This window comes from Onishia taeanensis (genome assembly GCF_900100755.1).
Lineage (GTDB): Bacteria > Pseudomonadota > Gammaproteobacteria > Pseudomonadales > Halomonadaceae > Onishia > Onishia taeanensis.
In genome coordinates, this window is sequence record NZ_FNCI01000005.1 from 53,664 (window position 1) to 79,665 (window position 26,002).

At 62.1% G+C, this 26,002-nt stretch carries 24 protein-coding genes and 1 pseudogene; 3 read left to right on the plus strand and 22 right to left on the minus strand.

Features of this window, described 5'->3' with window-relative positions:
* Positions 1 to 188 precede the first annotated feature (188 nt).
* Positions 189 to 1,316: pseudogene (locus BLR71_RS18075) on the minus strand (LysR family transcriptional regulator).
* On the opposite strand from BLR71_RS18075, the gene BLR71_RS08825 reads away from it, so the two are divergent.
* On the plus strand, positions 1,213 to 2,439 hold the full coding sequence (locus tag BLR71_RS08825) for an NADH:flavin oxidoreductase/NADH oxidase family protein (protein ID WP_092525204.1): 1,227 nt from the start codon (positions 1,213 to 1,215) through the stop codon (positions 2,437 to 2,439). The pseudogene BLR71_RS18075 and the gene BLR71_RS08825 sit on opposite strands and share 104 nt — an antisense overlap.
* Before the next feature lie 83 nt (positions 2,440 to 2,522).
* Here BLR71_RS08825 and BLR71_RS08830 read toward each other — a convergent pair whose 3' ends face one another.
* Complete coding sequence (locus BLR71_RS08830) at positions 2,523 to 3,182, minus strand: DUF1826 domain-containing protein (protein WP_092525425.1); 660 nt, start codon at positions 3,180 to 3,182, stop codon at positions 2,523 to 2,525.
* A gap of 133 nt (positions 3,183 to 3,315) precedes the next feature.
* Here BLR71_RS08830 and zigA point away from each other — a divergent pair, with 133 nt between their 5' ends.
* Both zigA and BLR71_RS08840 read left to right on the plus strand, forming a co-directional pair.
* Complete coding sequence (gene zigA / locus BLR71_RS08835; RefSeq protein WP_245696389.1) at positions 3,316 to 4,557, plus strand: zinc metallochaperone GTPase ZigA; 1,242 nt, start codon at positions 3,316 to 3,318, stop codon at positions 4,555 to 4,557.
* A gap of 3 nt (positions 4,558 to 4,560) precedes the next feature.
* Positions 4,561 to 4,755 (plus strand): hypothetical protein, encoded by a 195-nt coding sequence (locus BLR71_RS08840; RefSeq protein ID WP_092525206.1) that lies wholly within the window; start codon positions 4,561 to 4,563, stop codon positions 4,753 to 4,755.
* A gap of 239 nt (positions 4,756 to 4,994) precedes the next feature.
* Here the strand turns inward: BLR71_RS08840 and glmS are convergent, their stop codons facing one another.
* The 20 genes from glmS to BLR71_RS08940 all read right to left on the minus strand — a co-directional run bounded on the left by glmS (position 4,995) and on the right by BLR71_RS08940 (position 25,921).
* Positions 4,995 to 6,830, minus strand: a complete 1,836-nt coding sequence (glmS, locus tag BLR71_RS08845) for a glutamine--fructose-6-phosphate transaminase (isomerizing) (protein WP_092525208.1) — start codon at positions 6,828 to 6,830, stop codon at positions 4,995 to 4,997.
* Between the two features lie 138 nt (positions 6,831 to 6,968).
* Positions 6,969 to 8,339, minus strand: a complete 1,371-nt coding sequence (gene glmU, locus BLR71_RS08850) for a bifunctional UDP-N-acetylglucosamine diphosphorylase/glucosamine-1-phosphate N-acetyltransferase GlmU (RefSeq protein WP_092525210.1) — start codon at positions 8,337 to 8,339, stop codon at positions 6,969 to 6,971.
* A complete protein-coding gene (locus tag BLR71_RS08855) occupies positions 8,336 to 9,517 on the minus strand; it encodes an FAD:protein FMN transferase (protein WP_092525212.1) in 1,182 nt (393 codons plus the stop codon). Before BLR71_RS08855 ends, glmU begins: the two co-directional genes overlap by 4 nt.
* Before the next feature lie 10 nt (positions 9,518 to 9,527).
* Positions 9,528 to 10,325, minus strand: coding sequence for an undecaprenyl-diphosphate phosphatase (locus BLR71_RS08860; RefSeq protein WP_092525213.1), 798 nt, complete (start codon positions 10,323 to 10,325; stop codon positions 9,528 to 9,530).
* Positions 10,326 to 10,511: 186 nt separating this feature from the next.
* A complete protein-coding gene (gene mgtE / locus BLR71_RS08865; RefSeq protein ID WP_092525215.1) occupies positions 10,512 to 11,885 on the minus strand; it encodes a magnesium transporter in 1,374 nt (457 codons plus the stop codon).
* 139 nt (positions 11,886 to 12,024) lie between these two features.
* On the minus strand, positions 12,025 to 12,453 hold the full coding sequence (locus tag BLR71_RS08870; RefSeq protein ID WP_092525216.1) for a F0F1 ATP synthase subunit epsilon: 429 nt from the start codon (positions 12,451 to 12,453) through the stop codon (positions 12,025 to 12,027).
* A gap of 39 nt (positions 12,454 to 12,492) precedes the next feature.
* Positions 12,493 to 13,869, minus strand: a complete 1,377-nt coding sequence (gene atpD, locus BLR71_RS08875) for a F0F1 ATP synthase subunit beta (protein ID WP_092525218.1) — start codon at positions 13,867 to 13,869, stop codon at positions 12,493 to 12,495.
* Between the two features lie 81 nt (positions 13,870 to 13,950).
* Positions 13,951 to 14,835 (minus strand): F0F1 ATP synthase subunit gamma, encoded by an 885-nt coding sequence (gene atpG, locus BLR71_RS08880; RefSeq protein ID WP_092525220.1) that lies wholly within the window; start codon positions 14,833 to 14,835, stop codon positions 13,951 to 13,953.
* 76 nt (positions 14,836 to 14,911) lie between these two features.
* Positions 14,912 to 16,456 carry a F0F1 ATP synthase subunit alpha gene (atpA, locus tag BLR71_RS08885; protein WP_092525222.1) on the minus strand — a complete coding sequence of 515 codons (1,545 nt, stop codon included), beginning with the start codon at positions 16,454 to 16,456 and terminating at the stop codon, positions 14,912 to 14,914.
* Positions 16,457 to 16,472: 16 nt separating this feature from the next.
* Positions 16,473 to 17,012 carry a F0F1 ATP synthase subunit delta gene (locus BLR71_RS08890; protein ID WP_092525223.1) on the minus strand — a complete coding sequence of 180 codons (540 nt, stop codon included), beginning with the start codon at positions 17,010 to 17,012 and terminating at the stop codon, positions 16,473 to 16,475.
* An 11-nt stretch (positions 17,013 to 17,023) separates the two neighbouring features.
* Positions 17,024 to 17,494: a F0F1 ATP synthase subunit B gene (locus BLR71_RS08895; protein ID WP_092525225.1), complete on the minus strand. Its 471-nt coding sequence runs from the start codon at positions 17,492 to 17,494 to the stop codon at positions 17,024 to 17,026.
* Positions 17,495 to 17,558: 64 nt separating this feature from the next.
* Complete coding sequence (gene atpE / locus BLR71_RS08900) at positions 17,559 to 17,807, minus strand: F0F1 ATP synthase subunit C (protein WP_013334203.1); 249 nt, start codon at positions 17,805 to 17,807, stop codon at positions 17,559 to 17,561.
* 65 nt (positions 17,808 to 17,872) lie between these two features.
* Complete coding sequence (gene atpB, locus BLR71_RS08905) at positions 17,873 to 18,736, minus strand: F0F1 ATP synthase subunit A (RefSeq protein ID WP_092525226.1); 864 nt, start codon at positions 18,734 to 18,736, stop codon at positions 17,873 to 17,875.
* Between the two features lie 14 nt (positions 18,737 to 18,750).
* A complete protein-coding gene (locus BLR71_RS08910; protein WP_092525228.1) occupies positions 18,751 to 19,137 on the minus strand; it encodes an ATP synthase subunit I in 387 nt (128 codons plus the stop codon).
* 226 nt (positions 19,138 to 19,363) lie between these two features.
* Positions 19,364 to 20,293 carry a ParB/RepB/Spo0J family partition protein gene (locus BLR71_RS08915; protein WP_092525230.1) on the minus strand — a complete coding sequence of 310 codons (930 nt, stop codon included), beginning with the start codon at positions 20,291 to 20,293 and terminating at the stop codon, positions 19,364 to 19,366.
* Between the two features lie 128 nt (positions 20,294 to 20,421).
* A complete protein-coding gene (locus BLR71_RS08920) occupies positions 20,422 to 21,192 on the minus strand; it encodes a ParA family protein (RefSeq protein ID WP_092525429.1) in 771 nt (256 codons plus the stop codon).
* 71 nt (positions 21,193 to 21,263) lie between these two features.
* Positions 21,264 to 21,920 carry a 16S rRNA (guanine(527)-N(7))-methyltransferase RsmG gene (gene rsmG, locus BLR71_RS08925; protein ID WP_092525232.1) on the minus strand — a complete coding sequence of 219 codons (657 nt, stop codon included), beginning with the start codon at positions 21,918 to 21,920 and terminating at the stop codon, positions 21,264 to 21,266.
* Positions 21,917 to 23,821: a tRNA uridine-5-carboxymethylaminomethyl(34) synthesis enzyme MnmG gene (gene mnmG / locus BLR71_RS08930; protein ID WP_092525234.1), complete on the minus strand. Its 1,905-nt coding sequence runs from the start codon at positions 23,819 to 23,821 to the stop codon at positions 21,917 to 21,919. Before mnmG ends, rsmG begins: the two co-directional genes overlap by 4 nt.
* Before the next feature lie 615 nt (positions 23,822 to 24,436).
* Positions 24,437 to 25,210: an amino acid ABC transporter ATP-binding protein gene (locus BLR71_RS08935; RefSeq protein WP_092525236.1), complete on the minus strand. Its 774-nt coding sequence runs from the start codon at positions 25,208 to 25,210 to the stop codon at positions 24,437 to 24,439.
* A 39-nt stretch (positions 25,211 to 25,249) separates the two neighbouring features.
* Positions 25,250 to 25,921 carry an amino acid ABC transporter permease gene (locus BLR71_RS08940; RefSeq protein WP_092525238.1) on the minus strand — a complete coding sequence of 224 codons (672 nt, stop codon included), beginning with the start codon at positions 25,919 to 25,921 and terminating at the stop codon, positions 25,250 to 25,252.
* Between the last annotated feature and the right edge of the window lie 81 nt (positions 25,922 to 26,002).

The window sequence follows — 26,002 nt, forward strand, 5'->3', positions numbered from 1 at the left end:
TCCCACCGCTCATTCTATGGCTATGCAGATTCACCGAGTCAGCGTCCTGATCGTCGCATCACTAGCCCGCCTGCGATCAGGATCAACACAATCCCATCGCAGGCGATCGCCGTGTACACACGCCACAGATCCTCTGAACGATACGCCACACGGACATTGCTGGACTGGCTGGAAGAGACACTGAGCTCTTAGGGAAAGTGTTCCACCAGGTAGTCGATCAGGGCGCGCACCCGACGCGGCAGCAGCAGCGTCTCGGGGCGTAGAATCGAAATGGCGGTGCCGACCTGGGTGTCGCGGTAGGCATCCAGCAGGGGGTGGAGCCGCCCGGCCGCAAGATCTTCGGCCACCATATAGCGGGGCAAACAGGCGATCCCCTAGCGGGGCAAACAGGCGATCCCCTAGCGGGGCAAACAGGCGATCCCCCGCCCATGCAGGCAGGCGGCATGCAGGGTCTCCAGGGAATTGGACAGGAAGCCGGGCTGACCGCGTGGGCTTTCCCGCAGCCCCCACATGGAAACACCCCGCGACAGGTTCAAGAACAGGCAGGTATGGCGCACCAGGCCGTCAGGGCTCGCCGGCCAGCCGTGTCGCGCCAAATAGCCGGGCGCGGCGCAGATCAGGCGGGGATGGGTGGTAAGCCGTCGGGCGATCAGCCCGGAATCGTCCAGAGAGGCACTGCGAACCGCCAGGTCCATGCCCTCGTGTACTAGGTCGACGATCGCATCGGTCAGCGTCAGGTCGATCTCCACCGCCGGGTAGCGATCCATGAAGGCCAGCAGCAGCGGCATCAGTTGCTGCTTGCCCAGCGCCGTCGGCGCGGTGATCCGGATGCGGCCTCTGAGCGCTCCCGTGCCCTCGGTGATTTCCTGCTCCACCTGCCTGAGCTTGGCCAGCAGCTCGCGGGTTTCGCTGGCGTAGGCCTCGCCGGCCTCGGTCAGGCGCATCTGCCGTGTGGACCGCACCAGCAAGTCTGTTCCCAGGCGCTGCTCCAGGCGGGCAATGCGTTTGCTGACCGCCGAGTGGGTGATGCCCAGCTGGCGGGCGGCCCCCGAGAAGCTCCCGGCCTCGACGACCGCATGAAAGATAGCGAGTTCGGTATCCGGTTTCATCTGTTCCATATGCTCACAGATCCTGTGCCTCGGCAACGGATTATCGACGGTCGCGGCGACTGGCACGATAAGGACAGCATTTGAACTGTCCAAGGAGTGCAACATGACCGAGTCGAGTTTCTGCGCCGGCAAGGCGCCCGCAAGCGATGCCGATGTCCTTTTTACCCCCCTGACCCTCCCCTGCGGCAGGATACTGAAGAACCGCATAGCCAAGGCGGCGATGTCGGACTCTCTGGGCGACGGTACCGGCCACCCGACGCCCGCCCAATGCCGGCTCTACGAGCGCTGGGCCGAAGGCGGCGTCGCCCTTTCCCTGATCGGTGAGGTACAAGGCAGAACCGATGTCGCCGAAAAACCCGGCAACCTGGTGCTGAATGCCCAGTCGGATAGGGAGCGTTTCCAGCGACTGGCGCGCTGTGGCAGCCAGCACGGCAGCGGCCTGTGGCTGCAGCTCGGCCATGCGGGGGCGCTGGCCTATCCGCCCACCAGCGTGCCCAAGGGCCCCAGTGCCCTCGACCTGCCTGGGCTCGACTGTGAGGCGCTGAGCCTTGCCGAGATTCGCGCCCTACCCGAGGAATTCGCCCGTACGGCCCGTCTTGGCAAGAACGCCGGCTTCGGCGGCGTGCAGATCCATGCAGCCCACGGCTTCCTGTTGAGCCAGTTCCTGTCGCCCCTGTTCAACCAGCGCGAAGACGCCTATGGCGGCGCCATCGACAACCGCAAGCGCCTGCTGATCGAGGTCATTCGGGCGGTAAGAGAAGCCGTGGGCCCCGAGTTTCCTATCGCGGTCAAACTCAATGCCACCGATCAGTTGGAGGGCGGTCTGAGTCAGGTCGACGCTCTCGAGGTGGTCGAGGCGCTGGACCAAGAAGCGGTCGATCTGCTGGATATAAGCGGCGGCACCTACTTCCCTGGAGCGCGATTGGCCTCGGACGGCGCGGCGAGCGGCCCCTACTTCCTGGACTTCGCCCGACAGGCACGCCAGAAAACGACACTACCGCTGATGCTGACCGGCGGCTTCAAGTCCCTGTCACAGGCCCGCGATGCCGTCGCCGAAGGCAGCGTCGATATCATCGGTCTGGCCCGCGGCCTGGCGCTCGTGCCTGATCTGCCCCACCAGTGGCGGCAGGGCCACTGCGCTGAGCTCGCCTTTCCGCGCTTTGAGACGGCACCAGAGGGGGGCGTCACCGCCTGGTACACCATGCGACTCACCCGGCTCGGCGAGGATCGAGACACCGAATCATATGGCAGCCTCGAGGAGGCGCTAGCCGATTACGAGGCACGCGACCGGGCTCGCACGGCGACCTGGCGGCGCCACTTCACCCAATAACATGGCTAACCACGTCGGTGCCCTTGAACACCGGTCCGTGTTGTATCGATTGATCAGCACTCAATGAGATGCACGTCCTGCTCTTAGGCGGGGTCAATGGTCAGTAGCAGGCGACGCTGGCCCACGGCGAGCTCCGGGCTGCGATGTACCAAGGGATGCTGCTCGTTGCCGACCCAGCCACTGCCTTTGAGCAAGGCTATGTCGCCGGTATTCACTTGCTGGAGCGCGGAAGGGTAGGTGACGATGTCGGGTTTTCCCGGTTTCGGCGCCCCCAACCCTTGCCGATTGACGGCCCGCTCGGGGAGCCATTCGGATCCGGGCCCCGAGTAAGTGGTCACGAGCCGGACAGGCAAGTTGTCGCAGTGGAAACGCGGGCACATGGCGGCTTCTAGGCAGCGCAGGCGCAATCCCACACTGGCGGTGTCGAAAAGAAACGCCATGGCATCGGCAAGCGTCAAGATATCCTCGATGAGCGGCGCACTCGTATGGAGGTCATGAAGGTGGTGCTCTAGCTCGCCACGCAGGCCATCCCCCGGAGGCCCGAGCCAGGATACGGACAGCGCCTTGTCAGCTTGGCACTGCGCCCTTGCACCGGCCTCGACATCGAGTGGGAGCCTGCGGCGCAGGATGGCCATATTGATGTCGCTGTCGAAAATACGCGGCAGGACGCTAACGTCTGCGCCCTCCGCATGGCGGCAGGGTTCATCGTAGTCAGAGGGCAGTGGGCATGGTGTTGTGGCCATCATAAAGCGAGCTCGTAGCAGCGTTGGGTTGCAGATTAGTTATGTTATAACGTATCTTTTACAGCCATCCAAGCAGCAACTACCTCACAGCAGCACCGATTGATCAACGCTTATGTAGCATAAGGAGAGTCCAGTGCCGATCGATGAAGCCGCGCAAAACCCCCTACCCGTCACCGTCCTGTCGGGATTTCTAGGTGCCGGTAAAACAACGCTGCTCAACCATATCCTCGCCAACCGCGAAGGGCGTCGTGTGGCGGTGATCGTCAACGACATGAGCGAGGTCAACATCGACGCCGCCTTGGTACGCGGCACCTCGGATAGCGCATCCTCAGGTGACAACGATGTAGCGTTGAACCGTGCACAAGAACGGCTCGTCGAAATGAGCAATGGGTGCATTTGTTGCACATTGCGTGAGGACCTGCTGATAGAAGTTCGGCGGCTAGCCGATGAGGGACGCTTCGATACATTGGTCATCGAGTCCACCGGGATATCCGAACCACTACCGGTCGCCGAGACGTTCACCTTCGCCGATGAAGATGGCGTAAGCCTCTCCCAAGTGGCGAGCCTGGATACCCTCGTTACCGTGGTGGATGGCGCCAACTTCCTGCACCAGTACCAGCAAGCGAAGTCGCTTGCCGAGGCTGGCGAGAGCCTTGGAGAGGATGACGAACGCAATATTGCCGACCTGCTAGTCGATCAGATCGAATTTTGCGATGTCCTCTTGATCAGCAAAACGGATCTCCTCACAGCAAGTGAACTGGATGAGTTGCATGCCGTTTTGCAAACACTGAATCCCGATGCCGACATACTGCCCATGACACATGGACAGGTGCCACTGGACAAAGTACTCGAAACCGGACGCTTTAATTTCGAGCGCGCTCAGCAAGCTCCCGGCTGGTTAAAAGAACTACGCGGCGAGCACCTGCCGGAAACCGAAGAGTACGGTATCTCGAGTTTTGCCTATCATGCCCGGCGCCCTTTCCATCCGCAGAAATTCTTCGACCTGCTACATAGTGACTGGTTAGGTAAGGACCTATTACGTTCAAAGGGGTTCTTCTGGCTCGCCAGCAGGCCCCATTTTGCTGGCCAATGGAGCCAGGCAGGCGGTATCGCCCATTATGGCTTTGCCGGCATGTTCTGGAAGGCAGTGGATGAGGCTAATTGGCCGGATGACCCGGATTTTCGCGCCGCCATCCTGGATAAATGGCAGGAGCCATTCGGCGACATGCGACAGGAACTGGTGTTCATTGGACAACACCTCGATAAGGCACGGATCCGTGAAGCGTTAGACGCGTGCCTGCTTAGTAATGAGGAGCTGATTGCCGGCCGGGAATTATGGCTCACGCTGCCTGATCCATTCCCTTCCTGGAGCTAATTCATGCAGCGACAACACGCCGATATAGCCGATAGCCGGAGTCAAATCACCGGAGCGCTCTCCTGGGTCGGCATGGAGCAAATTGCCCTGCCGTTCAATATCGCAGGGCAACCCGTCAGTGGATATGCAGCGGCAGGGGTCAGCCTTGATGATCCATCTACAAGACTGATGCACAGCACTTTGATCTTTACTGGGTGATGATCGTCAAGAATGGCTCGAAGATGTTGCCGACTTATCATCCTTCAGGCTTAAGCGCTAAAGACATCAAAGAGAACATGCTGGCTCATTAATGCTTCGCAAAGGAAAGCCCCTGATCACTAGATACAACCCCATGACGTTAAAGACTTGGCGCTGGTGGCATGTTATTGCCTCAACGCCAAGTCTTTGTTGCTGGTGCTTCCCACACACACTGCGACTGCTGACCGTTGGTCCAGTGCCTATTCGACGGTGACCGACTTCGCCAGGTTGCGCGGCTGATCGACGTCGGTGCCCTTGAGCACCGCGACATGGTAGGACAGCAACTGCAGCGGCAGGGTGTAAAGAATCGGCGCCAGGGCTTCGTCGATGTAGGGCAGGCGCAGCACATGCAGGCCCTCGGCATTCTCTAGACCCACGCTCTCGTCGGCGAACACATAGAGCTCGCCGCCCCGGGCACGCACTTCCTGCAGGTTCGACTTGAGCTTGTCGAGCAGAGCGTCGTTGGGGGCCACCGAGATCACCGGCATTTCGCTATCGACCAGCGCCAGCGGGCCGTGTTTGAGCTCACCGGCAGGGTAGGCCTCGGCGTGGATATAGGAAATTTCCTTGAGCTTGAGCGCGCCTTCCAGGGCAATCGGGAAGTGGGCGCCCCGGCCCAGAAAGAGCGCGTGGTGCTTCTCGGCGAAGGCCATGGACAGCGCCTCTATATCGCCGTCGAGCCCCAGCACGCGGCCCATTACAGTGGGCAGGCCACGCAGCGCCGTGACGATCTCGGCCTGGCGAGCCTCGTCCATGTCATTCACCTTGCCAAGACCTAGCGTCAGCAGCATCAGGGCGACAAGCTGGGTCGTGAAGGCCTTGGTCGAGGCCACACCGATCTCGGGGCCGGCTTGGGTCATCAGCGTAAGATCGGATTCCCGTACCAGGGAGCTACCGGGCACGTTGCAGATCGCCAGGCTTCCCAAGTAGCCGAGCTCGCGGGCGAAGCGCAGCGCGGCCAGGGTATCGGCGGTCTCGCCTGACTGTGACAGGGTCACGAAGAGGGTGTTCTCGGGCACCACCACCCGGCGATAGCGAAATTCCGATGCTACCTCGACCTGGGTGGGAATGCCGGCGTACTGCTCGAGCCAGTAGCGCGCCACCAGGCCCGCGTGATAGCTGGTGCCACAGGCGACGATATGCACCTGCTTGACCTTCGACAGCAGTTGCTCGGCGCCATTGCCGAAGCTCTCGATCAGGGCGCTGCGCTCACCCAGACGCCCTTCCAGTGTCGCCGCGATCACCTGAGGCTGCTCGTAGATTTCCTTGAGCATGAAGTGGCGATACTCGCCCTTGCTGGCGGCACCGTCGCCATGCTCGAAGACCTGGATCGGCCGCTCGACGAGTTGCCCGGCAGCATCGAAGATCTCGATGCTGCCGCCGCGACGCAGCCGCACCACGTCACCTTCCTGCAGATAGATGAAGCGGTCGGTGACCTGCAGAAGCGCCAGCGGGTCGGAGGCCAGGAAGGCCTCCTCGATGCCCACGCCAACCACCAGCGGGCTGCCCTTGCGGGCGCCGATCAGGGTATCGGGCTCGCCGCGGTGAACCACCCCCAGCGCGTAGGCGCCATCCAGCGTCGCCAGCACGCGCTGCACCGATGCCAGCAGATCCTGGCCGAGGGTAAACTCGCGGCCGACCAAGTGAGCGATGACCTCGGTATCGGTCTGCGAGGTAAAGGCGTAGCCCTGCCCTTCCAGCTCGGTCTTGAGCATCTCGAAATTCTCGATGATGCCGTTATGAACGACCGCCAGGCTGTCGCCGGACTGGTGAGGATGGGCGTTGTGCTCGGTGGGCTTGCCGTGAGTCGCCCAGCGGGTATGGGCGATGCCCACGCTACCGACCAGCGGTGAGGCATCGAGACAGGCTTCCAGGGCCGCCACCTTGCCGGCGGCACGCTGGCGTTCGAGGCGCCCCTCGTTCGTTAGTATGGCCATCCCGGCCGAGTCATAGCCCCGATACTCGAGGCGCTTCAGGCCTTCGAGCAGGATGCCCTGTACGTTACGCTCGGCGACCGCTGCGACGATTCCACACATGCCGTTCTCCTCTCATGCTTGCCGACAGCCGGACCATCATGTCGAGCCATCGAGTCGGCCCCGGGCACTGTCTCAATGTCTCGTGCCCGGGGCCGGATAAATTCACTGTATGATGCGCCGTCAGTCTTTGACGCTACTTCAGTCCTTGGCGCTCTTGGTCGGCCGCGGCCAGTCGGCCTTGCTGATCTGACGCGCCCGTGACACCGCAAGCGCGTGGTCAGCGACATCCTTGCTGATGGTCGAGCCGGCGCCGATAGTAGCGCCCGCCCCGATGCTGACCGGCGCGACCAGGGCGGAATTGGAGCCGATGAAGGCGCCATCGCCGATCTCGGTACGGTGCTTGTTAACGCCATCATAGTTGCAGGTGATGGTGCCGGCACCCACGTTCACGCCCTCGCCAAGCCGGGCATCGCCGACATAGCTCAGGTGGTTGATCTTGCTCCCTTCGCCGACCCGGGCGTTCTTGGTCTCGACGAAGTTACCGACCTTGGCCTTGACGGCAAGCTGAGTGCCGGGGCGCAGCCGGGCGAAGGGGCCGATCTGGTTGTGGCCGGCGGCCACCGTCTGATCGACCACGCTATGGGCTTCGACCACCGTCTCGGCACCCAAATGACTGTCGCGGATCACGCAGTAGGGACCGATGCGCACGCCCTCGCCCAGTTCGACGTCGCCCTCGAAGACGCAGCCAACGTCGATCTCGACGTCACGACCGCAGGTCAGGGTCCCGCGCACGTCGAGCCGCGACGGGTCGGCCAGGGCAACGCCCTCGGTCATCAGGCGTTCGGCAACGCTATGCTGATAAGCCCGCTCCAGGCGCGCCAACTGCTGACGATTGTTGACGCCTTCGACCTCGATCGGCGTAGCCGGCTGAGCGGTGACGATCCCTACCCCTTCGGCGGCGGCCATGGCGATCACGTCGGTCAGATAATACTCGCCCTGCTGGTTGTCGGCGGATAGCTGCGGCAGCCAGCGTTTCAGCTGGGCCGCGGTCATGGCCATGATGCCGGTATTGCATTCCTTGACCGCGCGCTCGGCTTCGCTGGCGTCCTTGTGCTCGACGATGGCGACCACCTGGCCGTCTGCGTCACGCAGAATGCGGCCATAGCCCTTGGGTTCCTCCAGGGTCACGCTGAGCAGCCCCATATGCTCCTCATCGACCCGAGCCAGCAGTTCTCTGAGGGTTTCACGGCGAATCAGCGGCACATCGCCGTAGAGCACCAAGACCTTGTCATGGCCGAGCTGATCGAGGGTCTGGGCGACAGCGTGGCCAGTGCCGAGCTGTTCTTCCTGCACGGCGAAATGCACGCCGGCATCGCCAAGCGACTGACGCATGTCATCACTGCCGTGGCCGATCACCACGTGCAGCTTGTCGGCGCCAAGGCCTGCCGCCGTATCGATCACATGACGCACCATCGGCTTGCCCGCCAGCGTGTGCAGAACCTTGGGCTTACGAGAGCGCATCCGCGTTCCCTGGCCAGCGGCGAGAATCACCACGTCGAGTGTCATCATGTCTCCTCGTTGTCTTGGGCAGAATCTTCAACCGGTGCTTGGGCAGAGTCTTCAACCGAAATTTGGGAAGAGTCTTCAACCGGCGTTTGGTCAGCGTCTTGCGCCGGCGCCTGATCCGGCCGTGGAATCCCCAGCTTGTCGAGCGCCGCATCGCCGACTCGCTCGGCGAAGGCCGGGCTGACCCGACTGATCCAACCCTCACCGTCGCGCTCGAGGGTCAGCACGGCCAGTCCCTCGCGGCGTGCCGTCTCGAGGGAGGCCTGAGGGCCCAGCACGCTAAGGGCGGTCGCCCAGGCATCCGCGTCGGCGGTGGTATCCCCCAGCACCGTCACCGACGCCAGCGCATGCTCGACCGGGCGTCCTGTGCGCGGATCGATGGTGTGGGAATAGCGCTTGCCGTCTTCTTCAAAGTAGTTGCGATAGTCGCCCGAGGTGGCCACCGACATGTCGGTCAGAGCCAGCACGTACTGCGCCACCTGGCGATGCTCGTCCGGCACCTCGACCCCGACCCGCCAAGGGTCGCCGCTATCGTCGCGATGGCCGCTCAGCACCAGTTCGCCGCCGATGTCGACCAGGAAGTTGTCGACCCCCTGGGCCTCGAGATAGTCGCCGACCTGGTCGACGCCGTAGCCCTTGGCCACCGCCGAGAGATCCACATAGACATCGCTGAGTCGCCGAGCCCGACAGGCCTCTATATCCAATTCAACCTTATCGGGGCCGATCTGGGCCAGACGTTCTTCAAGCTGATCCTCGGGCGGTACCTTCTCGGGGCGCGCTTCGGGACCGAAGCTCCATAGATTCACGAGGCCACCCACGGTGATATCGAAGGCGCCATCGCTTGCTTTTGAGACCTGCCGACTGATCTCGAGTACCTGCATCAGCTCAGGTGAGAGAGGCTGCCACTCGCCGAGCGGAGAGCGATTGAAGTTTGAGAGCTCCGAATCCTCACGATAGGTCGACATCGAGGCATCGACGGCCTCGAGTTCATCGAGAATACCGGCTTCGATATCGGCGACCTGGTCGCGGGTCATCGGCTTGGCCAGAATCACCTGATAGTAAGTGCCGAAAATCTGCCCCTTGAGGGTAATCGGGGCCTCGCGGAGGGGCTCGCTACAACCGCTCAGCGACACCATGAGCAGCAGCGCGCAGAGCGCGAATAGGGGGAGGCGTCGAGTCATGATCGCTGTCCTACCAGAAGAACCACACCAGCCACAGCCCGAAAACCACGCGATAGATCACGAAGGGCTGCATACCGATACGGTGAATGAATGCCAGAAAATAATGAATGCACAGATAAGCGCTGATTCCCGACATCAGGGTGCCACCGGCCAGTGCCGCCCAATCCACGGCAACGGGTGACTCAAGCAGGTCGAAGGTCTTGAGACCGCCGGCCATCACGATAACGGGAATCGACAGCAGGAAGGAAAATCGCGCCGAAGCCTCGCGACTCAGGCCCAGCATCAGGGCCGCGGTCATGGTGATACCCGAACGCGAGGTGCCCGGAATCAGCGCCAGCGCCTGGGCAAGGCCGATCAGCAGGGCCCCCTTCCAAGTCAGATCGAACTCGTTGCGATCCCCGCGATGGCGAAGGTCGGCCCAGCCCAGCACCAGTCCGAAGAAGGCCAGGCTCGCCCCGATCACCAGGCCCGAGCGCAAACTGGCCTCGACCAGGTCCTTACAAGCAAGACCCACCAGGCCAACCGGGATCGTTGCCAGGATCACCCACCAGGTGAGCCGCGAGTTCTCATCCTGGCCACGTCGGGTAAACGAGCCACACCAGCTGGCCATCATCTTGTGCAAATCGCGGCGGAAATACACCACCACCGCCGATAGGCTGCCGACGTGCAGCGCCACATCGAAGGCCAGCCCCTGATCGGGCCAGTCGGTAAGGGCCGGCACCAGCACCAGATGGGCCGAACTCGAGACCGGCAAGAATTCGGAAATGCCCTGCACCAGGGCCAGAACGATGACCTGTAGCCAATCCATGAAATTCACTTTCGTTGATCGGGTTAACCCGCCAGACGCCTCTTGCCTGCTGCGTCCGCGCCAAGTGGGGCTTGAGGATACACGTCAGGCCGAGTCTTGTCCTCGCCCTCGCTCCTGGACCTTCGCCGCTTGTTCTCGCCTCTTGCCCTAGCAAGGCTATCCAACCGAGCGCTTGATCTGAAACGGCTAGCCAAGCCCCAGCAGATGACTGGCGATGCTGAAGTAGATCACCACCCCACAGGCATCGATCACCGTGGTCACCAGTGGCGCCGACGCCGTCGCCGGGTCCCAGCCCAGGCGGTCAAGCAGGAAAGGCAGACACATGCCGAGCAGGCTGCCAAACAACACGATGGTGATCATGCTGATCGCCACCACCAGGGCCACCGCTTCGCCGCCGCGCACCACGCCAATCGGCGCCACGGCCAGCGCCATGGTCAGGCCTAGGGCGCCGGCCACCAATAGCTCGCGGCCCATCAGTTTGCCCCAGTCGCGTACGCCGACATCGCCGGTGGCCATACCACGTACCGTCAAGGTGGCCGCCTGGGCGCCGGCGTTGCCGCCACTCCCGATCAGCAACGGCAGGAAGAAGACCAGCGCCACCTGAGCGGCGATGGTGTCCTCGAAGAAGGCAATGCCCGCCCCCGAGAAAAGATTGCCGAACACCAGCAATACCAGCCAAACGATGCGCTTGCGATACAGCTTCAAAAGCGGCACTCGGCTGACCCCGGTCTCGAGCTGGCCGATCGACATCCCCTTGTGGATATCTTCAGTGGCCTCGGCCTCGACCACGTCCAGGGCGTCATCATGGGTAACGATGCCCACCAGACGGTCGCTGTCATCCACCACCGGCACGGCCAACAGATCGTAGCGGGCCACCAGCTTGGCCACGTCTTCCTGCTCGGCGTCCACCCGGGTGTGGATAACGTCGCGAATCATCAGGTCGTCCACCGCGGCACCGGGACGGGCCACCATCAGCTGACGCAGCGACAGGGTGCCGATGAGTCGACCATCGCCATCGAGAATATAAATCTGGTAAACGGTCTCGGCATCCGGCGCCGTCTGGCGGGCCCGCATCATTGCCTGTGACACGCTCAGCCCAGCCGGAATGGCCACATAGTCAGCGGTCATCAGCGCCCCGGCAGTGCCTTCCTGATAACTCGCCAGATGCAGGACTTCCTCCCGTTCGTGGCGCGCCATGCGCCGCAGCAAGGCCTCGCGGCGATCCTCGCCAACTAGGTTGAAGAAGTCGGCGCGCTCGTCCGACCCCATCTCCTCGAGCAGCTTGACCAGCCACTTGTCGGCCATGCCGTCGGCAAGCCGCTGCTGAGTCTCATCCTGCAGGTAGCTGAAGACATTGCCGCCCCGCTCGAACGACAGCGTCTCGAGCAGCGCAAGCGCCGTTGCCTCGTCATCGTCATCGTCGATGAAGGTTTCGAGCAGTTCGGCCACATCCGCGGAGCGTCGCTTGCCAAGCAAGGCCTCCAGAGCAGTCTGATCCTTTTGCACAAGGGCGGTTTCAAGCAGCGCCTTGTCAGCCTGCAGGCCATCTGTCATTGCCATCGCATCCTCCTGACTCCGATGCTGTCTATGGATAGCTGCCTAAAATACCTCACCGCATGTGACAAGACGGCCAGTGCCGACACAAAAACGCCCCTTGAACCGGAGTCCAAGGGGCGTCGCGGACGGCTAAGGGTAAGACTTAGCCCTTGCCGGCCTTCTTGCGCAATTGCTGAATGGTACGCAACTGGGCAACGGCCTCGGCGAGCTCTGAAGAAGCCCGCGAGTAATCGAGGTCGGCGTTGCTGTCGTTGAGTTCCTTCAGTGCATGCTGGCGGGCCTCTTCGGCAGCCGCCTCATCCAGATCGTCGGCGCGCACGGCGGTGTCAGCCAGAATCGTCACCACCTCGGGCTGGACTTCGATGAAGCCACCCGTGACGTAGTAATGATACTCCTGACCGCCGTCGTGAATGACCCGCACCGGTCCCGGCGACAGCTCGGAAAGCAGCGGGGTGTGACCCGGGAGAATCCCCAGGTCACCCATCACGCCTGCCGCAATCACCTGCTCGACGGCACCGGAAAAGATCGAAGCCTCGGCGCTGACGATCTCGCACTTGAAGCTTTTCGCCATAGCTATGTCCCCTCTGGGGCTCCCGTAGGGTGGACGACCTTACTTCATGGAGTTGGCTTTCTCGACGGCTTCGTCGATGGTGCCAACCATGTAGAAGGCCTGCTCCGGCAGCTCGTCGTAATCGCCATTCAGGATGCCCTGGAAGCCACGGATGGTTTCCTTCAGGGACACGTATTTACCCGGAGAACCGGTAAACACCTCGGCCACGAAGAACGGCTGCGACAGGAAGCGCTGGATCTTACGCGCCCGGTTCACGGCCAGCTTGTCTTCATCAGACAGCTCGTCCATGCCCAGGATCGCGATGATGTCCTTGAGCTCCTTGTAGCGCTGCAGCACGCCCTGCACGCGGCGGGCCGTGTCGTAGTGCTCGTCGCCCACCACCAGCGGATCGAGCTGGCGAGACGTGGAGTCGAGCGGATCGATGGCCGGATAGATACCCAGCTCGGCGATCGAACGCGCCAGTACCACGGTCGCATCCAGGTGCGAGAAGGTGGTGGCCGGTGACGGGTCGGTCAAGTCATCCGCGGGCACGTAGACGGCCTGCACGGAGGTGATCGAGCCATCCTTGGTGGAGGTGATGCGCTCCTGCAGGACACCCATCTCCTCGGCCAGGGTCGGCTGATAGCCTACCGCTGACGGCATACGACCCAGCAGTGCAGACACCTCGGTGCCGGCCAGGGTGTAACGGTAGATGTTGTCGACGAACAGCAGCACGTCACGGCCTTCATCGCGGAACTTCTCGGCGATGGTCAGGCCGGTCAGGGCCACGCGCAGGCGGTTCCCGGGCGGCTCGTTCATCTGGCCGTAGACCAGCGATACCTTGTCGATAACGTTGGATTCGGTCATCTCGTGATAGAAGTCGTTACCCTCACGGGTACGCTCGCCAACACCGGCGAACACGGAGTAACCGCTGTGCTCGGTGGCGATGTTGCGAATCAGCTCCATCATGTTGACGGTCTTGCCGACGCCGGCGCCGCCGAACAGGCCGACCTTACCGCCCTTGGCGAACGGGCAGACCAGGTCGATGACCTTGATGCCGGTCTCGAGCAGCTCGCTGGTCGCGGCCTGATCCGCATAGCCCGGGGCCTTGCGGTGGATCGGCATGCGCTCTTGCTCACCGATCTCGCCTGCTTCGTCGATCGGCTGGCCGAGCACGTTCATGATACGGCCCAGGGTCTCCTTGCCGACCGGCACGGAGATGGCAGCACCGGTGTTCTCGACCTCAGTGCCACGCTTGAGGCCTTCGGTGGAGCCCATGGCGATGGTGCGCACCACGCCGTCGCCCAGCTGCTGCTGGACCTCGAGTACGGTCTCGCTCTGCGAGACATTCAGCGCGTCGTAGACCTTGGGAACTGAGTCCCGCGGAAACTCTACGTCAATCACCGCGCCGATGATCTGTACGATACGTCCGCTCATCTTGGTTCCTCTTAGATACCTGCAAATGAAACCTGTGTGCCTGGGCGGCCAGTCGCCGAGCGACGGCCAGGCCCAGTGGCGCTATACGGCTGCCGCGCCGCCAACGATCTCGGAGATTTCCTGGGTAATCGCAGCCTGACGGGCCTTGTTGTACACCAGTTGAAGCTCGTCGATCAGGTCGCCGGCATTGTCGGTGGCACTCTTCATCGCGATCATTCGCGCTGCCTGTTCACAGGCGACGTTCTCGACCACGCCCTGATAGACCTGGGATTCGATGAAGCGCACCAGCAGCCGGTCCAGCAGCACCTTGGCATCCGGCTCATACAGGTAGTCCCAGTTTGCGGGACGGCTGTGTTCTTCGTCTTGCGAGTTGTCAGCACCCATGTCGGGAGACAGCGGCAGCAGCTGCCGCACGGCCGGCTTCTGGGTCATGGTGTTCACGAACTGGTTGTGCACCACGTAGAGCCGGTCGAGCTGGCCCGCATCGTAGGCTTCCAGCATCACCTTGACGCTGCCGATCAGATCTTCGATCTCGGGGGCTTCGCCCATGCCACTGGTGGCCGACACCAGGCGTCCACCGTACTTGCGGAAGAAGCCGCTGGCCTTGGCGCCCAGCGCGCAGAAGTCGAGCTCGACGCCCTTGTCCTGCCACGCCTTGGCATCCTTGAGCACGGCCTTGAACAGGTTAGCGTTCAGGCCGCCGCACAGGCCGCGGTCGGTGGAGACCACGATGAAACCGACCCGCTTGACCTCGCGATCGACCATGTAGTCATGGCGATACTCGGGGTTGGCGTTGGCGATATGGCCAACGACATTGCGGATCTGGCGCGCATACGGCTGACTGGCCGACATGCGCTCCTGGGCTTTACGCATTTTCGATGCAGCCACCATTTCCATGGCGCTGGTGATCTTCTGCGTATTCTTGATGCTCCCGATCTGGGTGCGTATCTCTTTTCCAGCTGCCATAGCGATCTACCTTTCGTTCGTGGCCCTCAGAACTCTCCGTGGCCCGGCCGGGACACGCCCTGACCGGGCCGGGAAATCACCAGCTCTGAGTGGCCTTGAACTTCTCGAGACCGGCCTTGAGGCCTGACTTGATCTCGTCGTTGTAGTCGCCGCTGGCATTGATCTTGTCGAGCAGATCGCTGTGTTCGTCCTTCATGTAAGCATGCAGAGCATGCTCGAAGTCGAGCACCTTGCTGACGTCGACATCGTCCAGGAAGCCTTCGTTGGCGGCGTACAGGGACAGTGCCATCTCGGCCACGGACATCGGCGAGTACTGTTTCTGCTTCATCAGCTCGGTGACGCGCTGACCGTGCTCGAGCTGCTTGCGGGTCGCATCGTCGAGGTCGGAAGCGAACTGCGAGAACGCCGCCAGCTCACGGTACTGAGCCAGGGCCAGACGCACGCTACCGCCAAGCTTCTTGACGATCTTGGTCTGAGCCGAGCCGCCGACACGGGATACCGACAGACCGGCGTTGATCGCCGGGCGGATGCCCGAGTTGAACAGGTTGGTCTCGAGGAAGATCTGACCGTCGGTGATGGAGATCACGTTGGTCGGAACGAATGCCGAGACGTCGCCGCCCTGGGTCTCGATGATCGGCAGCGCGGTCAGCGAGCCGGTCTTGCCCTTGACTTCACCGTTGGTGAACTTCTCCACGTAGTCGGCGTTGACGCGCGCGGCGCGCTCCAGCAGACGCGAGTGGAGATAGAAGACGTCACCCGGGAAGGCTTCACGGCCCGGCGGACGACGCAGCAGCAGCGAGGTCTGACGGTAGGCCACGGCCTGCTTGGACAGGTCGTCGTAGACGATCATGGCGTCTTCGCCACGGTCGCGGAAGTACTCGCCCATGGTGCAACCGGAGTAGGCGGCGAGGAACTGCATCGGGGCCGGGTCGGCTGCGCCGGCCGCTACCACGATGGTGTGCTCCAGGGCACCGTGCTCTTCGAGCTTGCGCACCACGTTGGCAATGGTCGACTGCTTCTGACCGATCGCCACGTAGACGCAGGTGATGCCCTTGCCTTTCTGGTTGATGATCGCGTCGATGGCGATCGCCGACTTACCAATCTGACGGTCGCCGATGATCAGCTCACGCTGACCGCGGCCGATCGGCACCATGGCGTCGATGGACTTGAGACCGGTCTGGATCGGCTCGTCAACGGACTGACGGGTGATAACGCCCGGCGCGACCTTTTCTACCGCATCGGTCAGCTTGGCGTTGATGTCGCCCTTGCCATCGATGGGGTTACCCAGCGCATCGACCACGCGGCCGACCAGTTCCGGGCCCACCGGCACCTCGAGGACGCGACCGGTGCATTGTGCGGTCATGCCCTCTTCGAGCTGCTGATAGTCGCCGAGCACGACCGCGCCGACGCTATCCCGCTCGAGGTTCAGCGTCATGCCGTAGATGCCGCCGGGGAATTCGATCATCTCGCCGAACATTGCGTCGGCCAGACCGTGGATCTTCACGATACCGTCAGACACGCTGACGATGGTGCCCTCATTACGGGCTTCGGATGCGACATCCAGCTTTTCAATACGCTGTTTGATGATGTCGCTGATCTCGGAAGGATTCAGTTGCTGCATGCCATGTCCCTCAGACTCAGGCGGAAAGGGCCTCGTGGAGGCGGTTCAGTCGACCGCGCACCGACCCGTCAATGACGGTGTCGCCGGCGCGCAGGATGACGCCTCCCAGGAGGGTGGAATCCACCTGAGTGGTAATGGAGATTTCGCGGTTCAGACGCTTGGCCAGTGCACTCGCGAGCTTTTCTTGCTGTGCGTCGTCCAGCGCAAAGGCAGAGACGATATTCACGTCCATGCGCTTTTCTTGCTGGGCCTTGAGCAGCTCAAACTTCTCGGCAATTGCCGGCAGCGCGGCCAGGCGTCCCTTGGAGCCGACCTGGCGCAGGAAATTGCCGACCTCGTCATTCACGGCGTCGCCGCAAAGATCGAGGAGCAGGTCCGCTTTCTGGGTGCTGGTCAGCTGAGGGTTACTCAGCACTCGCTCACGCACATCGCCGTCTTGGGCGACCTGCGCAAGCGTTGCCAGCATGCCGGACCAGTCGTCGAGCGCCTTCTTGCCAAGCGCGTATTCGAAGGCCGCTTTAGCGTAAGGACGTGCGACGGTAGACATTTCCGCCATGGGTCACCTCCTCAAAGCTCTTTGGCGAGTTTGTCGACAAGTTCGCTGTGCTTCTTCTCGTCGATGGAGGATTCCAGGATGCGCTCCGCGCCAGCAATGGCGAGGCGCGATACCTGTGCACGCAGCTCTTCCTTCGCGCGGTTCACTTCCTGCTCGATCTCGGACTTGGCAGAGGTGATCATGCGCTCGCCTTCTTGGCGAGCCTGCTCACGTGCTTCCTCGATCATCTGGCTGGACCGCTTGTGGGCCTGGTCCAGGATTTCTGCTGCCTGTTCCTTGCTCTCACGCAGTGTCTCGTTGGCCTCTTCTTGGGCCACCTCGAGGTCGCGTGTCGCGCGGCTGGCAGCGTCCAGGCCATCGGCGATCTTCTTCTGGCGCTCCTGCAGAGCTTGCATGACCGGTGGCCATACATACTTCATGCAGAACCAGACGAAGACCGCAAAGGCAATGGCCTGGCCGATCAGGGTAAGGTTCAGATTCACGCCGGCACCTCTCGCGTCACAGGTTTGGGGTTAAGATCACGACGGGTCTTGAGACCGTCGCGATTTAACCGACAAACGGATTGGCGAAGGTGAAGAACAGCGCGATACCCACACCGATCATGGTCACGGCGTCCAGCAGGCCAGCGACGATGAACATCTTCACCTGCAGCATCGGAATCATTTCCGGCTGACGCGCGGCGCCTTCCAGGAACTTACCGCCGAGGATACCGAAGCCGATAGCGGTGCCGAGGGCACCCAGGCCGATCAGCAGGGACACGGCGATAGCGGTCATACCCAGAACTTGTGCTTCCATGGTTCTCTCCAGTTTTCAGTCAAGTGGTTAAGGGTTAAGGGGTTAAGGGTTATCGGTTATGAAGCTTAGTGCTTCTCCACCGCCATGCTCAGATAGACGATGGTCAGCATCATGAAGATGAAGGCCTGCAGGGTGATGACCAGGATGTGGAACACCGCCCAGGTGAAGTGCAGCGGCAGCTGCCAAAGCCCGATCATGGCGACCAGGATGAAGATCAGCTCACCGGCATACATGTTGCCGAACAGACGCAGACCGAGCGATACCGGCTTGGCCAGCAGAGTTACGGTCTCGAGCAAGAAGTTGACCGGCACGAACAGCGCCTGAACCAGCTTGTTGGGCGAATTGAACGGATGCAGCGTCAGTTCACCAATGAAGCCGGTAATGCCCTTCTCGCGAATGGTGTAGAAGATGATGAGGCCAAAGACAGACAGCGACATGCCCAGAGTGGCGTTGATGTCGGTGGTCGGCACGACCTTGAAATAGACGTGGGCCGGGTCAGCGCCAAACATCACCCCGATCTTCTGGGCGAGCATCGGCAGAATGTCCACCGGCACTAGGTCCATCAGGTTCATCAGGAAGACCCAGCAGAAGATGGTCAGCGACAGCGGGGCGATCAGCTGGCTCTTGCCGTGGAAGGTGTCCTTCACCGAGTTGTCGACGAATTCGACCATCAGCTCGACGAAGTTCTGCAGCCCCGAGGGGACACCGGTGGTCGCCGCCTTGCCGGCCTTGCGGAACAGCCACAGAAACAGCACCCCCAGGCCGATTGACCAGCCAAGCGTGTCGAGGTGAATTGCCCAGAACCCCATGTCGGACGCTTCCTGAGCGGAATGCGCCATCGACCAACCGTTTTCCGGGTGATTCCCGAAGGTCAGGTTCTGCAGGTGGTGCTGAATGTACTCCGTAGGAGTCTGGTTGTTGCCTGCCATACTCTGCCTCAATTTCAGGTGTGCGACTGTCGACGCAAAAGCCAGGGACCCAGCCAGTGCACCAACAGCGTCGCCACGTAAGCGCCAAAGAAGAAAGCGGGATTTGAGGGGGGCACTGCCACGAATACCAGCGTGAACAATGCCACCGTCAAACCAAACTTGCCGGCTTCAGCTCGATAGAAGCCCTTGACGATGTCTTGAGTATGTCGCGCGCCCTGGTAACGAAAGGCGCGCCAGACGAAATAGGCATTGGGCAACAGTGCCACGGCGCTTCCGGTCAGCGCCGATGCCCCACCGCCCATCCCGGCGGCCAGCATCCCGAGGACGCTAACCACGGCCAGCATGAGACTCTGGGCCACGAGCAGGCGTGCGATGGGTGGTCGCTTGAGCTTGGCTGCCACCGGAAACTCCCTGCCTCGCGTCGTCTCACGCTATCGTCTGTTCGTTTCTGCCGCTTAACTCACGACAAACTCCGGCGCGATTATAGGGAAGGCCCTTGGCGGCTTCAACCAAAGCTATCGCGATTTTGTACGATATTGCTTGAGTAGACGACCAATAGCACGCTAAACGTCGACAAATCACGTTAGCTTGCTAAAAGAAGCTAAGACGAATGTAGGCGTTATCAGCTTAGCGAATATGCCCAAGGATGCCATCCAGCTCGTCGAGGCTGGTGTAGCGAATGGTCAGGCGTCCCTTGCCGCTGCGACCGTGCTGGATCTTCACCGGGGCGCCCAGCAGCTCACCGAGCTGATTCTCGAGGCGCACCACATCGGTCGAGCGAGGCTGGCTGTCGGGCTTGGTCGGCGCGCCTTCGAGCAACTGCTTCACCAGGGCTTCGGTGGCGCGCACCGTCAGGTCCTTGTCGACCACATCGTGCGCCGCCGAGCGCTGCGCCGCCCCGGAGAGCGCCAGCAGGGCGCGGGCATGGCCCATGTCCAGATCGCCGCGCTCGAGCAGGGTCTGCACTTCCGGGTCCAGCGACAGAAGCCGCATCAGGTTGGCGACCTGGGCCCGCGACTTGCCCACGGCATCGGCGACCTGCTGCTGGGTCAGCTCGAATTCGTCCTGTAGGCGCTTGAGGGCCATCGCCTCTTCGACCGGGTTGAGGTTCTCGCGCTGGATGTTCTCGATCACCGCCAGGGCCAAGGCGACCTGGTCGCTGACCTCGCGGATGACCGCGGGGATGACGTCGAGCTCGGCCAGCTGGGCGGCACGCCAGCGCCGTTCACCGGCGATGATCTCGTAGCGGTCGTCACCGATCGGGCGCACCACGATGGGCTGCATCACCCCCTGGGAGCGGATCGAGTCGGCCAGTTCCTCAAGCGCCTCGGGCTGGATATCGCGGCGCGGCTGGTACTTGCCACGGGTCAACTGTCCGAGCGGCAGGCGTTCGAGTCGCTCCTGATCCTGCGGGGCGAGGTCTTCTGCGGCATCGATCGGCACCATGACCTCGCCGTCGGCAGCGTCAAGACTCTCATCGGGCTGAAGAGAACGATGGCGGGAACCGGCACCGATCAGGGCATCCAGGCCTCGTCCCAGGGCTCGCTTACGCGTCATCTGGCAATCCTCGAAATCGATCCAACATTAGAGTCCCCCGTGCAGCCAGCATCGACCGTTCGGCCGCGGGCTCAGGCCATGCATTAGCGCCACTCACGCTGACATTACCGCGCTGTTCGTTCAGGTGGCTAGATCAGCTGACGACGAATCAGCTCCTTGGCCAGCACCCGATAGGCCTGGCTGCCGCGGGAGAAGCGGGCATATTTGGTCACCGGCAGACCGTGACTCGGGGCCTCGGCGACGCGCACGTTGCGGGGGATGGTGGTCTTGAGCAGGCCATCGCCGAAATAGTCCATCAGCTGCTTGCTGACATCGCGGGTCAGGCTGTTACGCGCATCGAACATGGTGCGCACGATGCCCAGCACCTCGAGGCTCGGATTGACGCTCGCCTGCAGCTGCTCGACGGTATCGAGCAGCGCCGAGAGCCCCTCGAGGGCATAGAACTCGCACTGCAGCGGAATCAGCACGCCGTGAGCGGCGGTCAGGGCGTTAACGGTGAGCATGTTCAGCGAGGGCGGGCTGTCGATCAGCACCACGTCATACTCGCTGGCCACGCTCTGGATAGCCTCTTGAAGGCAGCGCTCGCGGCCCTCTTCACGGTCGAGCAGCGCTACCTCCGCGGCGGTCAGGTCGCCGTTACCGGGCAAGAGCGCATAGCCGGCGATGGGGCAATCCAGGATCACCTCGGAGGCGCGCTTATCGCCAAGCAGCACGTCCAGGACGCTGCCGTCGAGCTCATGCTTGTCGACGCCGCTGCCCATGGTGGCATGGCCCTGAGGGTCGAGGTCGACCAGCAGCACGCGGCGGTCGAGCGCCGCCAGGCTGGCGGCGAGATTGACGGCCGTGGTGGTCTTGCCCACCCCGCCCTTCTGGTTGGTCAAGGCGATGATCTTGGTCACGAGCGGCATCCTTCCTGGGTCCGGCTCCCTGAAAACCGGGGCAGCCTTGGTGGTCGCATTGCAGCGCTGTATCAGTCGGTATGGCGAGCCAGCGTCAGCAGGTGGCGCGCGCCTTCCTCACCGGGTACGGCGAGGGCGCGTCGCTCGACGAGGGTCACGCCGTCAGGCAGGGCGGCCAACTCTTCGTCGCTGGCCTTGCCCTTCATGGCCAACCATTCACCGTCCTTTGCCAGCAGCGCCTCGGTCAAACCGATGAAGTCCTCGAGACTGGCGAAGGCTCGAGAAATCACCTGATCGAAGGGCGCGGCGTCGAAGGACTCGACCCTCGCCTGGCTGGGCGTGACGTTGGTCAGGCCCAGTTCGAACACCGCTTGGCGCTGGAAACGCACCTTCTTGCCGTTGCTGTCGAGCAGCGTGACGTCAAGTTCCGGCTTGAGAATGGCCAGTACCAGTCCCGGCAGCCCGGGGCCGGCACCGACATCGAGCAGTCGCGGACCCTGCACATGGTCAAGCACCGAGGCGCTGTCGAGCAGGTGTTTGGTGACCATATCATCGAGCGAGCGTACCGCGGTGAGGTTATAGGCGCGATTCCACTTGTGCAACAAGGCCAGCAGGCCCAGCAGACGTTCGCGCTGGCCTTCATCGGGCGCAATATCGAGGGCCGCTAGCCCAGCATCCAGCCGGGCCGCCACGGCCTCGGGAACGGCGTTGGTGAGCGCCTGATTCATGCGCTCACCGCCTGACTGTCGTTGAGCAGGCGGCGCTTCTTCAGGTGAATCAGCAGGATCGACACCGCCGCCGGGGTCACCCCGGAGATACGCCCGGCATGCGCCAGGGTCTCCGGGCGTGCGGACTCGAGCTTCTGGCGGATCTCATGGGAGAGCCCTTCGACCCGCTGATAGTCTAGATCGGCGGGCAACGGCGTCGCCTCGTGACGCTTGAGCTTGTCGATTTCTTCCTGCTGACGATCGATATACCCCTGGTACTTGGTCTGGATCTGCACCTGCTCGGCCACCGCCGGATCGGCGACCGGCTCGCCGGCGACGCCGGGAAGCCCGGCAACGTCGGCATACTCGAGTTCGGGGCGACGCAGCAGTTCGGTGAGGCTGTACTCGCGGGTCAACGGTTTCTCGATTTTGGCCTCGAGCGTGGCGGCGGCCTCGCTGCCCGGCTGCACGAAGCTAGCCTTGAGGCGCGCGGCCTCCTGCTCGATGGCCTCACGCTTGGTGTTGAAGGCTTCCCAGCGGGCGTCATCCACAAGCCCCAGCTCCCGGCCGATCTCGGTCAGGCGCAGGTCCGCGTTGTCCTCACGCAGCAGCAGGCGATACTCGGCCCGCGAGGTGAACATGCGGTAGGGCTCCTGGGTCCCCAGGGTGATCAGGTCGTCGACCAGTACGCCGAGGTAGGCTTGATCGCGACGCGGCGACCAGCCCTCGAGCCCGTGCGCGCGGCGTGCGGCATTGAGGCCTGCCAGCAGCCCCTGGGCACCGGCTTCCTCGTAACCGGTAGTGCCGTTGATCTGCCCGGCGAAGTACAGGTTGTGGATAAACTTGGTTTCCAGGGTGTGCTTCAGATCACGGGGATCGAAGAAATCGTACTCGATGGCGTAGCCGGGACGCGTGATGTGGGCGTTTTCCAGCCCCTTGATCGAGCGCACTACCTCGAGCTGCACGTCGAAGGGCAGCGAGGTGGAAATCCCGTTGGGATAGAGCTCGTGGGTATCCAGGCCCTCAGGCTCCAGGAATATCTGGTGGCTCGCCTTGTCGGCAAAGCGATGCACCTTGTCCTCGATGGAGGGGCAATAACGCGGGCCAACGCCCTCGATGGTGCCGGAATACATCGGCGATCGGTCGAGGTTAGCGAAGATGATCTCGTGAGTACGCTCATTGGTATGCGCGATGTGACAACTGACCTGGTCGGGATGCATCTCCCGGTTACCCAGATACGACATCACTGGCACCGGGCTGTCGCCGGGCTGCTCTTCGAGATGGGTGAAATCGACGGTGCGTGCATCGATGCGCGGCGGTGTGCCGGTCTTCAGTCGGGCGACGTTGAAGGGCAGCGCCCGCAGGCGTTCCGCCAGGGCATTCGATGGCGCATCACCGGCGCGTCCGCCGCGGCTTTTGTCGAGGCCGATATGGATCACGCCACCGAGGAAGGTACCGGTGCACAGCACCACGCTCTCGCCCAGAAAGCGAATGCCGGTTTCGGTGACGGCGCCACGCACGGTGTCGCCATCGACGATCAGGTCGCCGGCTGCCTGCTGGAAAATCGTCAGATTGGGCTGGCTTTCCAGCATGCCGCGAATCGCCGCTTTGTAGCGGACTCGGTCGGCCTGGGCGCGAGTGGCACGCACGGCAGGCCCCTTGCGGGCATTGAGCCGGCGAAATTGGATGCCGCCGACGTCGGTGGCCAGCGCCATGGCGCCACCTAGCGCATCGATCTCCTTGACCAGATGGCTCTTGCCGATCCCGCCGATGGCCGGATTGCAGGACATCTGGCCCAGGGTCTCGATGTTGTGAGTCAGCAGCAGGGTCTTGGCACCCATGCGAGCAGAGGCCAGGGCGGCTTCGGTTCCCGCATGGCCTCCGCCGATGACGATGACGTCAAAACGGTCGGGGTAATCCACGTTGCACCTCGAATGGCGCCGATGGCGCCGTGTCCATAACCGTCGTCAACCGACGGGGTGAGAAATCAGCGGCACAGTATAAACCTCCTGTGGGTAACCGTCAGGGGTTTTCCACACCCAGATCCGAAGCCAGGATTCAAAGCGGGGTTCTATATAAAATACAGATTAAATAAGAAAGAAGTTCTGTTGTTGTAGTAACTACTGGTGTGGACACTTTCTGTGGAAAACCAGAATATCTCTATTTTTATCAATAGCCTGAAATGTTGACCGATCGTGTGAAAAACGGCGGAGGGCGTGCGTACAGCTTGTCGTGAGCCTGTGGATGAAAGGGCGCCTTGTCCACAAACCTAAATGACCCAAGGTTATCCACCGAGCCTAGCCCGGGTTGTTAGCCTGGTGGTCAACATGGCAGGCCGATATGCTCGAAGACGCTGATGCCGGTGTTCGTGGAAGGATTTGGGGCCTTTATGAAAAAAACTTGTCCACAGCCAAAAAAAGGGCCTGTCGAGAAGTCGACAGGCCCTTTGAAGTGCCAAAATCAGGTTTTTTGCAGCGCTAGCGGAGCGATTTATCGCCTATGAGCCGCGCGCTGCTCCTCTTGCGTTAGTTCTTGGGTCAGTGCTTGAGAACGCGCCCAAGGAAGCTCTGGGTGCGTTCATTCTGTGGGTTGTCGAACACCTCTTCCGGCTTGCCCTGCTCGACGATCTGCCCCTTGTGGATATAGATCACGCGATCAGCCACTTCCCGGGCAAAGCCCATCTCGTGGGTCACGATCATCATCGTCATGCCGGCCTTGGCGAGCTCGCGCATGGCATCCAGCACCTCGCCTATCATCTCCGGGTCCAGGGCCGAGGTGGGCTCGTCGAAGAGCATCAGCCGCGGTTCCATGGCCAGGGCACGGGCCAGCGCCACGCGCTGCTGTTGGCCGCCTGAGAGCTGACCTGGCAGCTTATCGGCCTGGTCGGCGATGTTGACCTGCTCGAGCAGCCTGTCGGCGTTCTCGATGGCATCGGACTCGCTGGTGCCGCGGACCTTGATCGGTGCCAGGGTGACGTTGTCGCGCACGCTAAGATGCGGGAAGAGATTGAACTGCTGGAAGACCATGCCGACTTCCGTGCGGATGGTCTGCAGCGACTTGCTGCTCTTGCCATTTGGCAGCAGCTGGTTGCCGTCGACTTCGATATGGCCGTGCTGGAATTCCTCGAGGCCGTTGATGCAGCGGATCAGGGTGGACTTGCCAGAGCCGCTGGCGCCGATGATCACTACTACTTCGCCGTGCGTGACTGAAAGATCGATGTCCTGCAGCACGTGCAGGCTGCCGAAGAACTTGTTGACCTTCTCCATGCGCACGATCAGTTCGGCGCCGGGTTTTTTCTTGATATCTATCATGATCGTTTCTCTCGTTGTATCGATGTGCGTTTACCGGCGTTATTGACCTACCAGTCCCTTGCGCTCGAGCAGGCGCAGGGCCAGCGAGAGGCTCAGGGTTATCGCGAGATACATCAGGGCGACCATGAGATAGACCTCCAGGGCACTGAAGGTGGTGGCGATATAGATCTGACCCTGGCGGACCAGCTCCCCGACGCCGATCACCGAGAACAGCGAGGTATCTTTGATGCTGATGATGCCCTGGTTGCCAAGCGAGGGAATCATGCGGCGAAAGGCTTGGGGCCAGATCACGTAGCGGAACGACTGAGTGCGCGACAAGCCAAGCGACAGGCTGGCTTCTCGCTGGCCGCGTTCGATGGATTGCACGCCACCGCGCACGATTTCCGAGATATAGGCACCGGAGTTGACCGCAATGGCCGCGATACCGGCCACCAGCGCATTGACCGGGCCGCCAATGATCTGCGGCAGGCCATAGAAGATGAAGAGCACCTGCACCAGCACCGGCGTGCCGCGGAAGATCTCGATATAGGCGATGGCGGGAATGCGCAGCCAGGCGACCGGGCTGATGCGCAACAGGCCAAACAGGATGCCGATCAGAAAGCCGATGGCGAGACCACCGAATGAAATCAGCAGGGTGTAGGGAATCCCCGTCAGCAAGTAGGGAATCGAGGATATGGCGGCATGCCAGTCGAATTGAAAGGTGACGTCCACGAGGGATCTCCCGTCCAGAAGCTCATCAGATAGAGGGGGTAAAGAAGGCGTTGTAAAGGGCGCTACGCAAAGGGGCCGAGC

Excerpts from the sequence above, each read along its gene's own strand:
- glmS (WP_092525208.1), bottom strand. The coding sequence starts at position 6,830 with ATGTGTGGAATCGTCGCAGCGGTCGCCGAGCGTAACGTACAGGGCATC.
- mgtE (WP_092525215.1), bottom strand. The coding sequence starts at position 11,885 with ATGGCAATGACAGATGGCCTGCAGGCTGACAAGGCGCTGCTTGAAACC.
- rsmG (WP_092525232.1), bottom strand. The coding sequence starts at position 21,920 with ATGAATCAGGCGCTCACCAACGCCGTTCCCGAGGCCGTGGCGGCCCGG.
- atpE (WP_013334203.1), bottom strand. The coding sequence starts at position 17,807 with ATGGAAGCACAAGTTCTGGGTATGACCGCTATCGCCGTGTCCCTGCTG.
- BLR71_RS08855 (WP_092525212.1), bottom strand. The coding sequence starts at position 9,517 with ATGACTCGACGCCTCCCCCTATTCGCGCTCTGCGCGCTGCTGCTCATG.
- atpD (WP_092525218.1), bottom strand. The coding sequence starts at position 13,869 with ATGAGCGGACGTATCGTACAGATCATCGGCGCGGTGATTGACGTAGAG.
- atpA (WP_092525222.1), bottom strand. The coding sequence starts at position 16,456 with ATGCAGCAACTGAATCCTTCCGAGATCAGCGACATCATCAAACAGCGT.
- BLR71_RS08840 (WP_092525206.1), top strand. The coding sequence starts at position 4,561 with ATGCAGCGACAACACGCCGATATAGCCGATAGCCGGAGTCAAATCACC.
- glmU (WP_092525210.1), bottom strand. The coding sequence starts at position 8,339 with ATGATGACACTCGACGTGGTGATTCTCGCCGCTGGCCAGGGAACGCGG.
- BLR71_RS08860 (WP_092525213.1), bottom strand. The coding sequence starts at position 10,325 with ATGGATTGGCTACAGGTCATCGTTCTGGCCCTGGTGCAGGGCATTTCC.
- BLR71_RS08825 (WP_092525204.1), top strand. The coding sequence starts at position 1,213 with ATGACCGAGTCGAGTTTCTGCGCCGGCAAGGCGCCCGCAAGCGATGCC.
- BLR71_RS08870 (WP_092525216.1), bottom strand. The coding sequence starts at position 12,453 with ATGGCGAAAAGCTTCAAGTGCGAGATCGTCAGCGCCGAGGCTTCGATC.
- BLR71_RS08935 (WP_092525236.1), bottom strand. The coding sequence starts at position 25,210 with ATGATAGATATCAAGAAAAAACCCGGCGCCGAACTGATCGTGCGCATG.
- BLR71_RS08830 (WP_092525425.1), bottom strand. The coding sequence starts at position 3,182 with ATGGCCACAACACCATGCCCACTGCCCTCTGACTACGATGAACCCTGC.
- atpB (WP_092525226.1), bottom strand. The coding sequence starts at position 18,736 with ATGGCAGGCAACAACCAGACTCCTACGGAGTACATTCAGCACCACCTG.
- BLR71_RS08915 (WP_092525230.1), bottom strand. The coding sequence starts at position 20,293 with ATGACGCGTAAGCGAGCCCTGGGACGAGGCCTGGATGCCCTGATCGGT.
- atpG (WP_092525220.1), bottom strand. The coding sequence starts at position 14,835 with ATGGCAGCTGGAAAAGAGATACGCACCCAGATCGGGAGCATCAAGAAT.
- BLR71_RS08890 (WP_092525223.1), bottom strand. The coding sequence starts at position 17,012 with ATGGCGGAAATGTCTACCGTCGCACGTCCTTACGCTAAAGCGGCCTTC.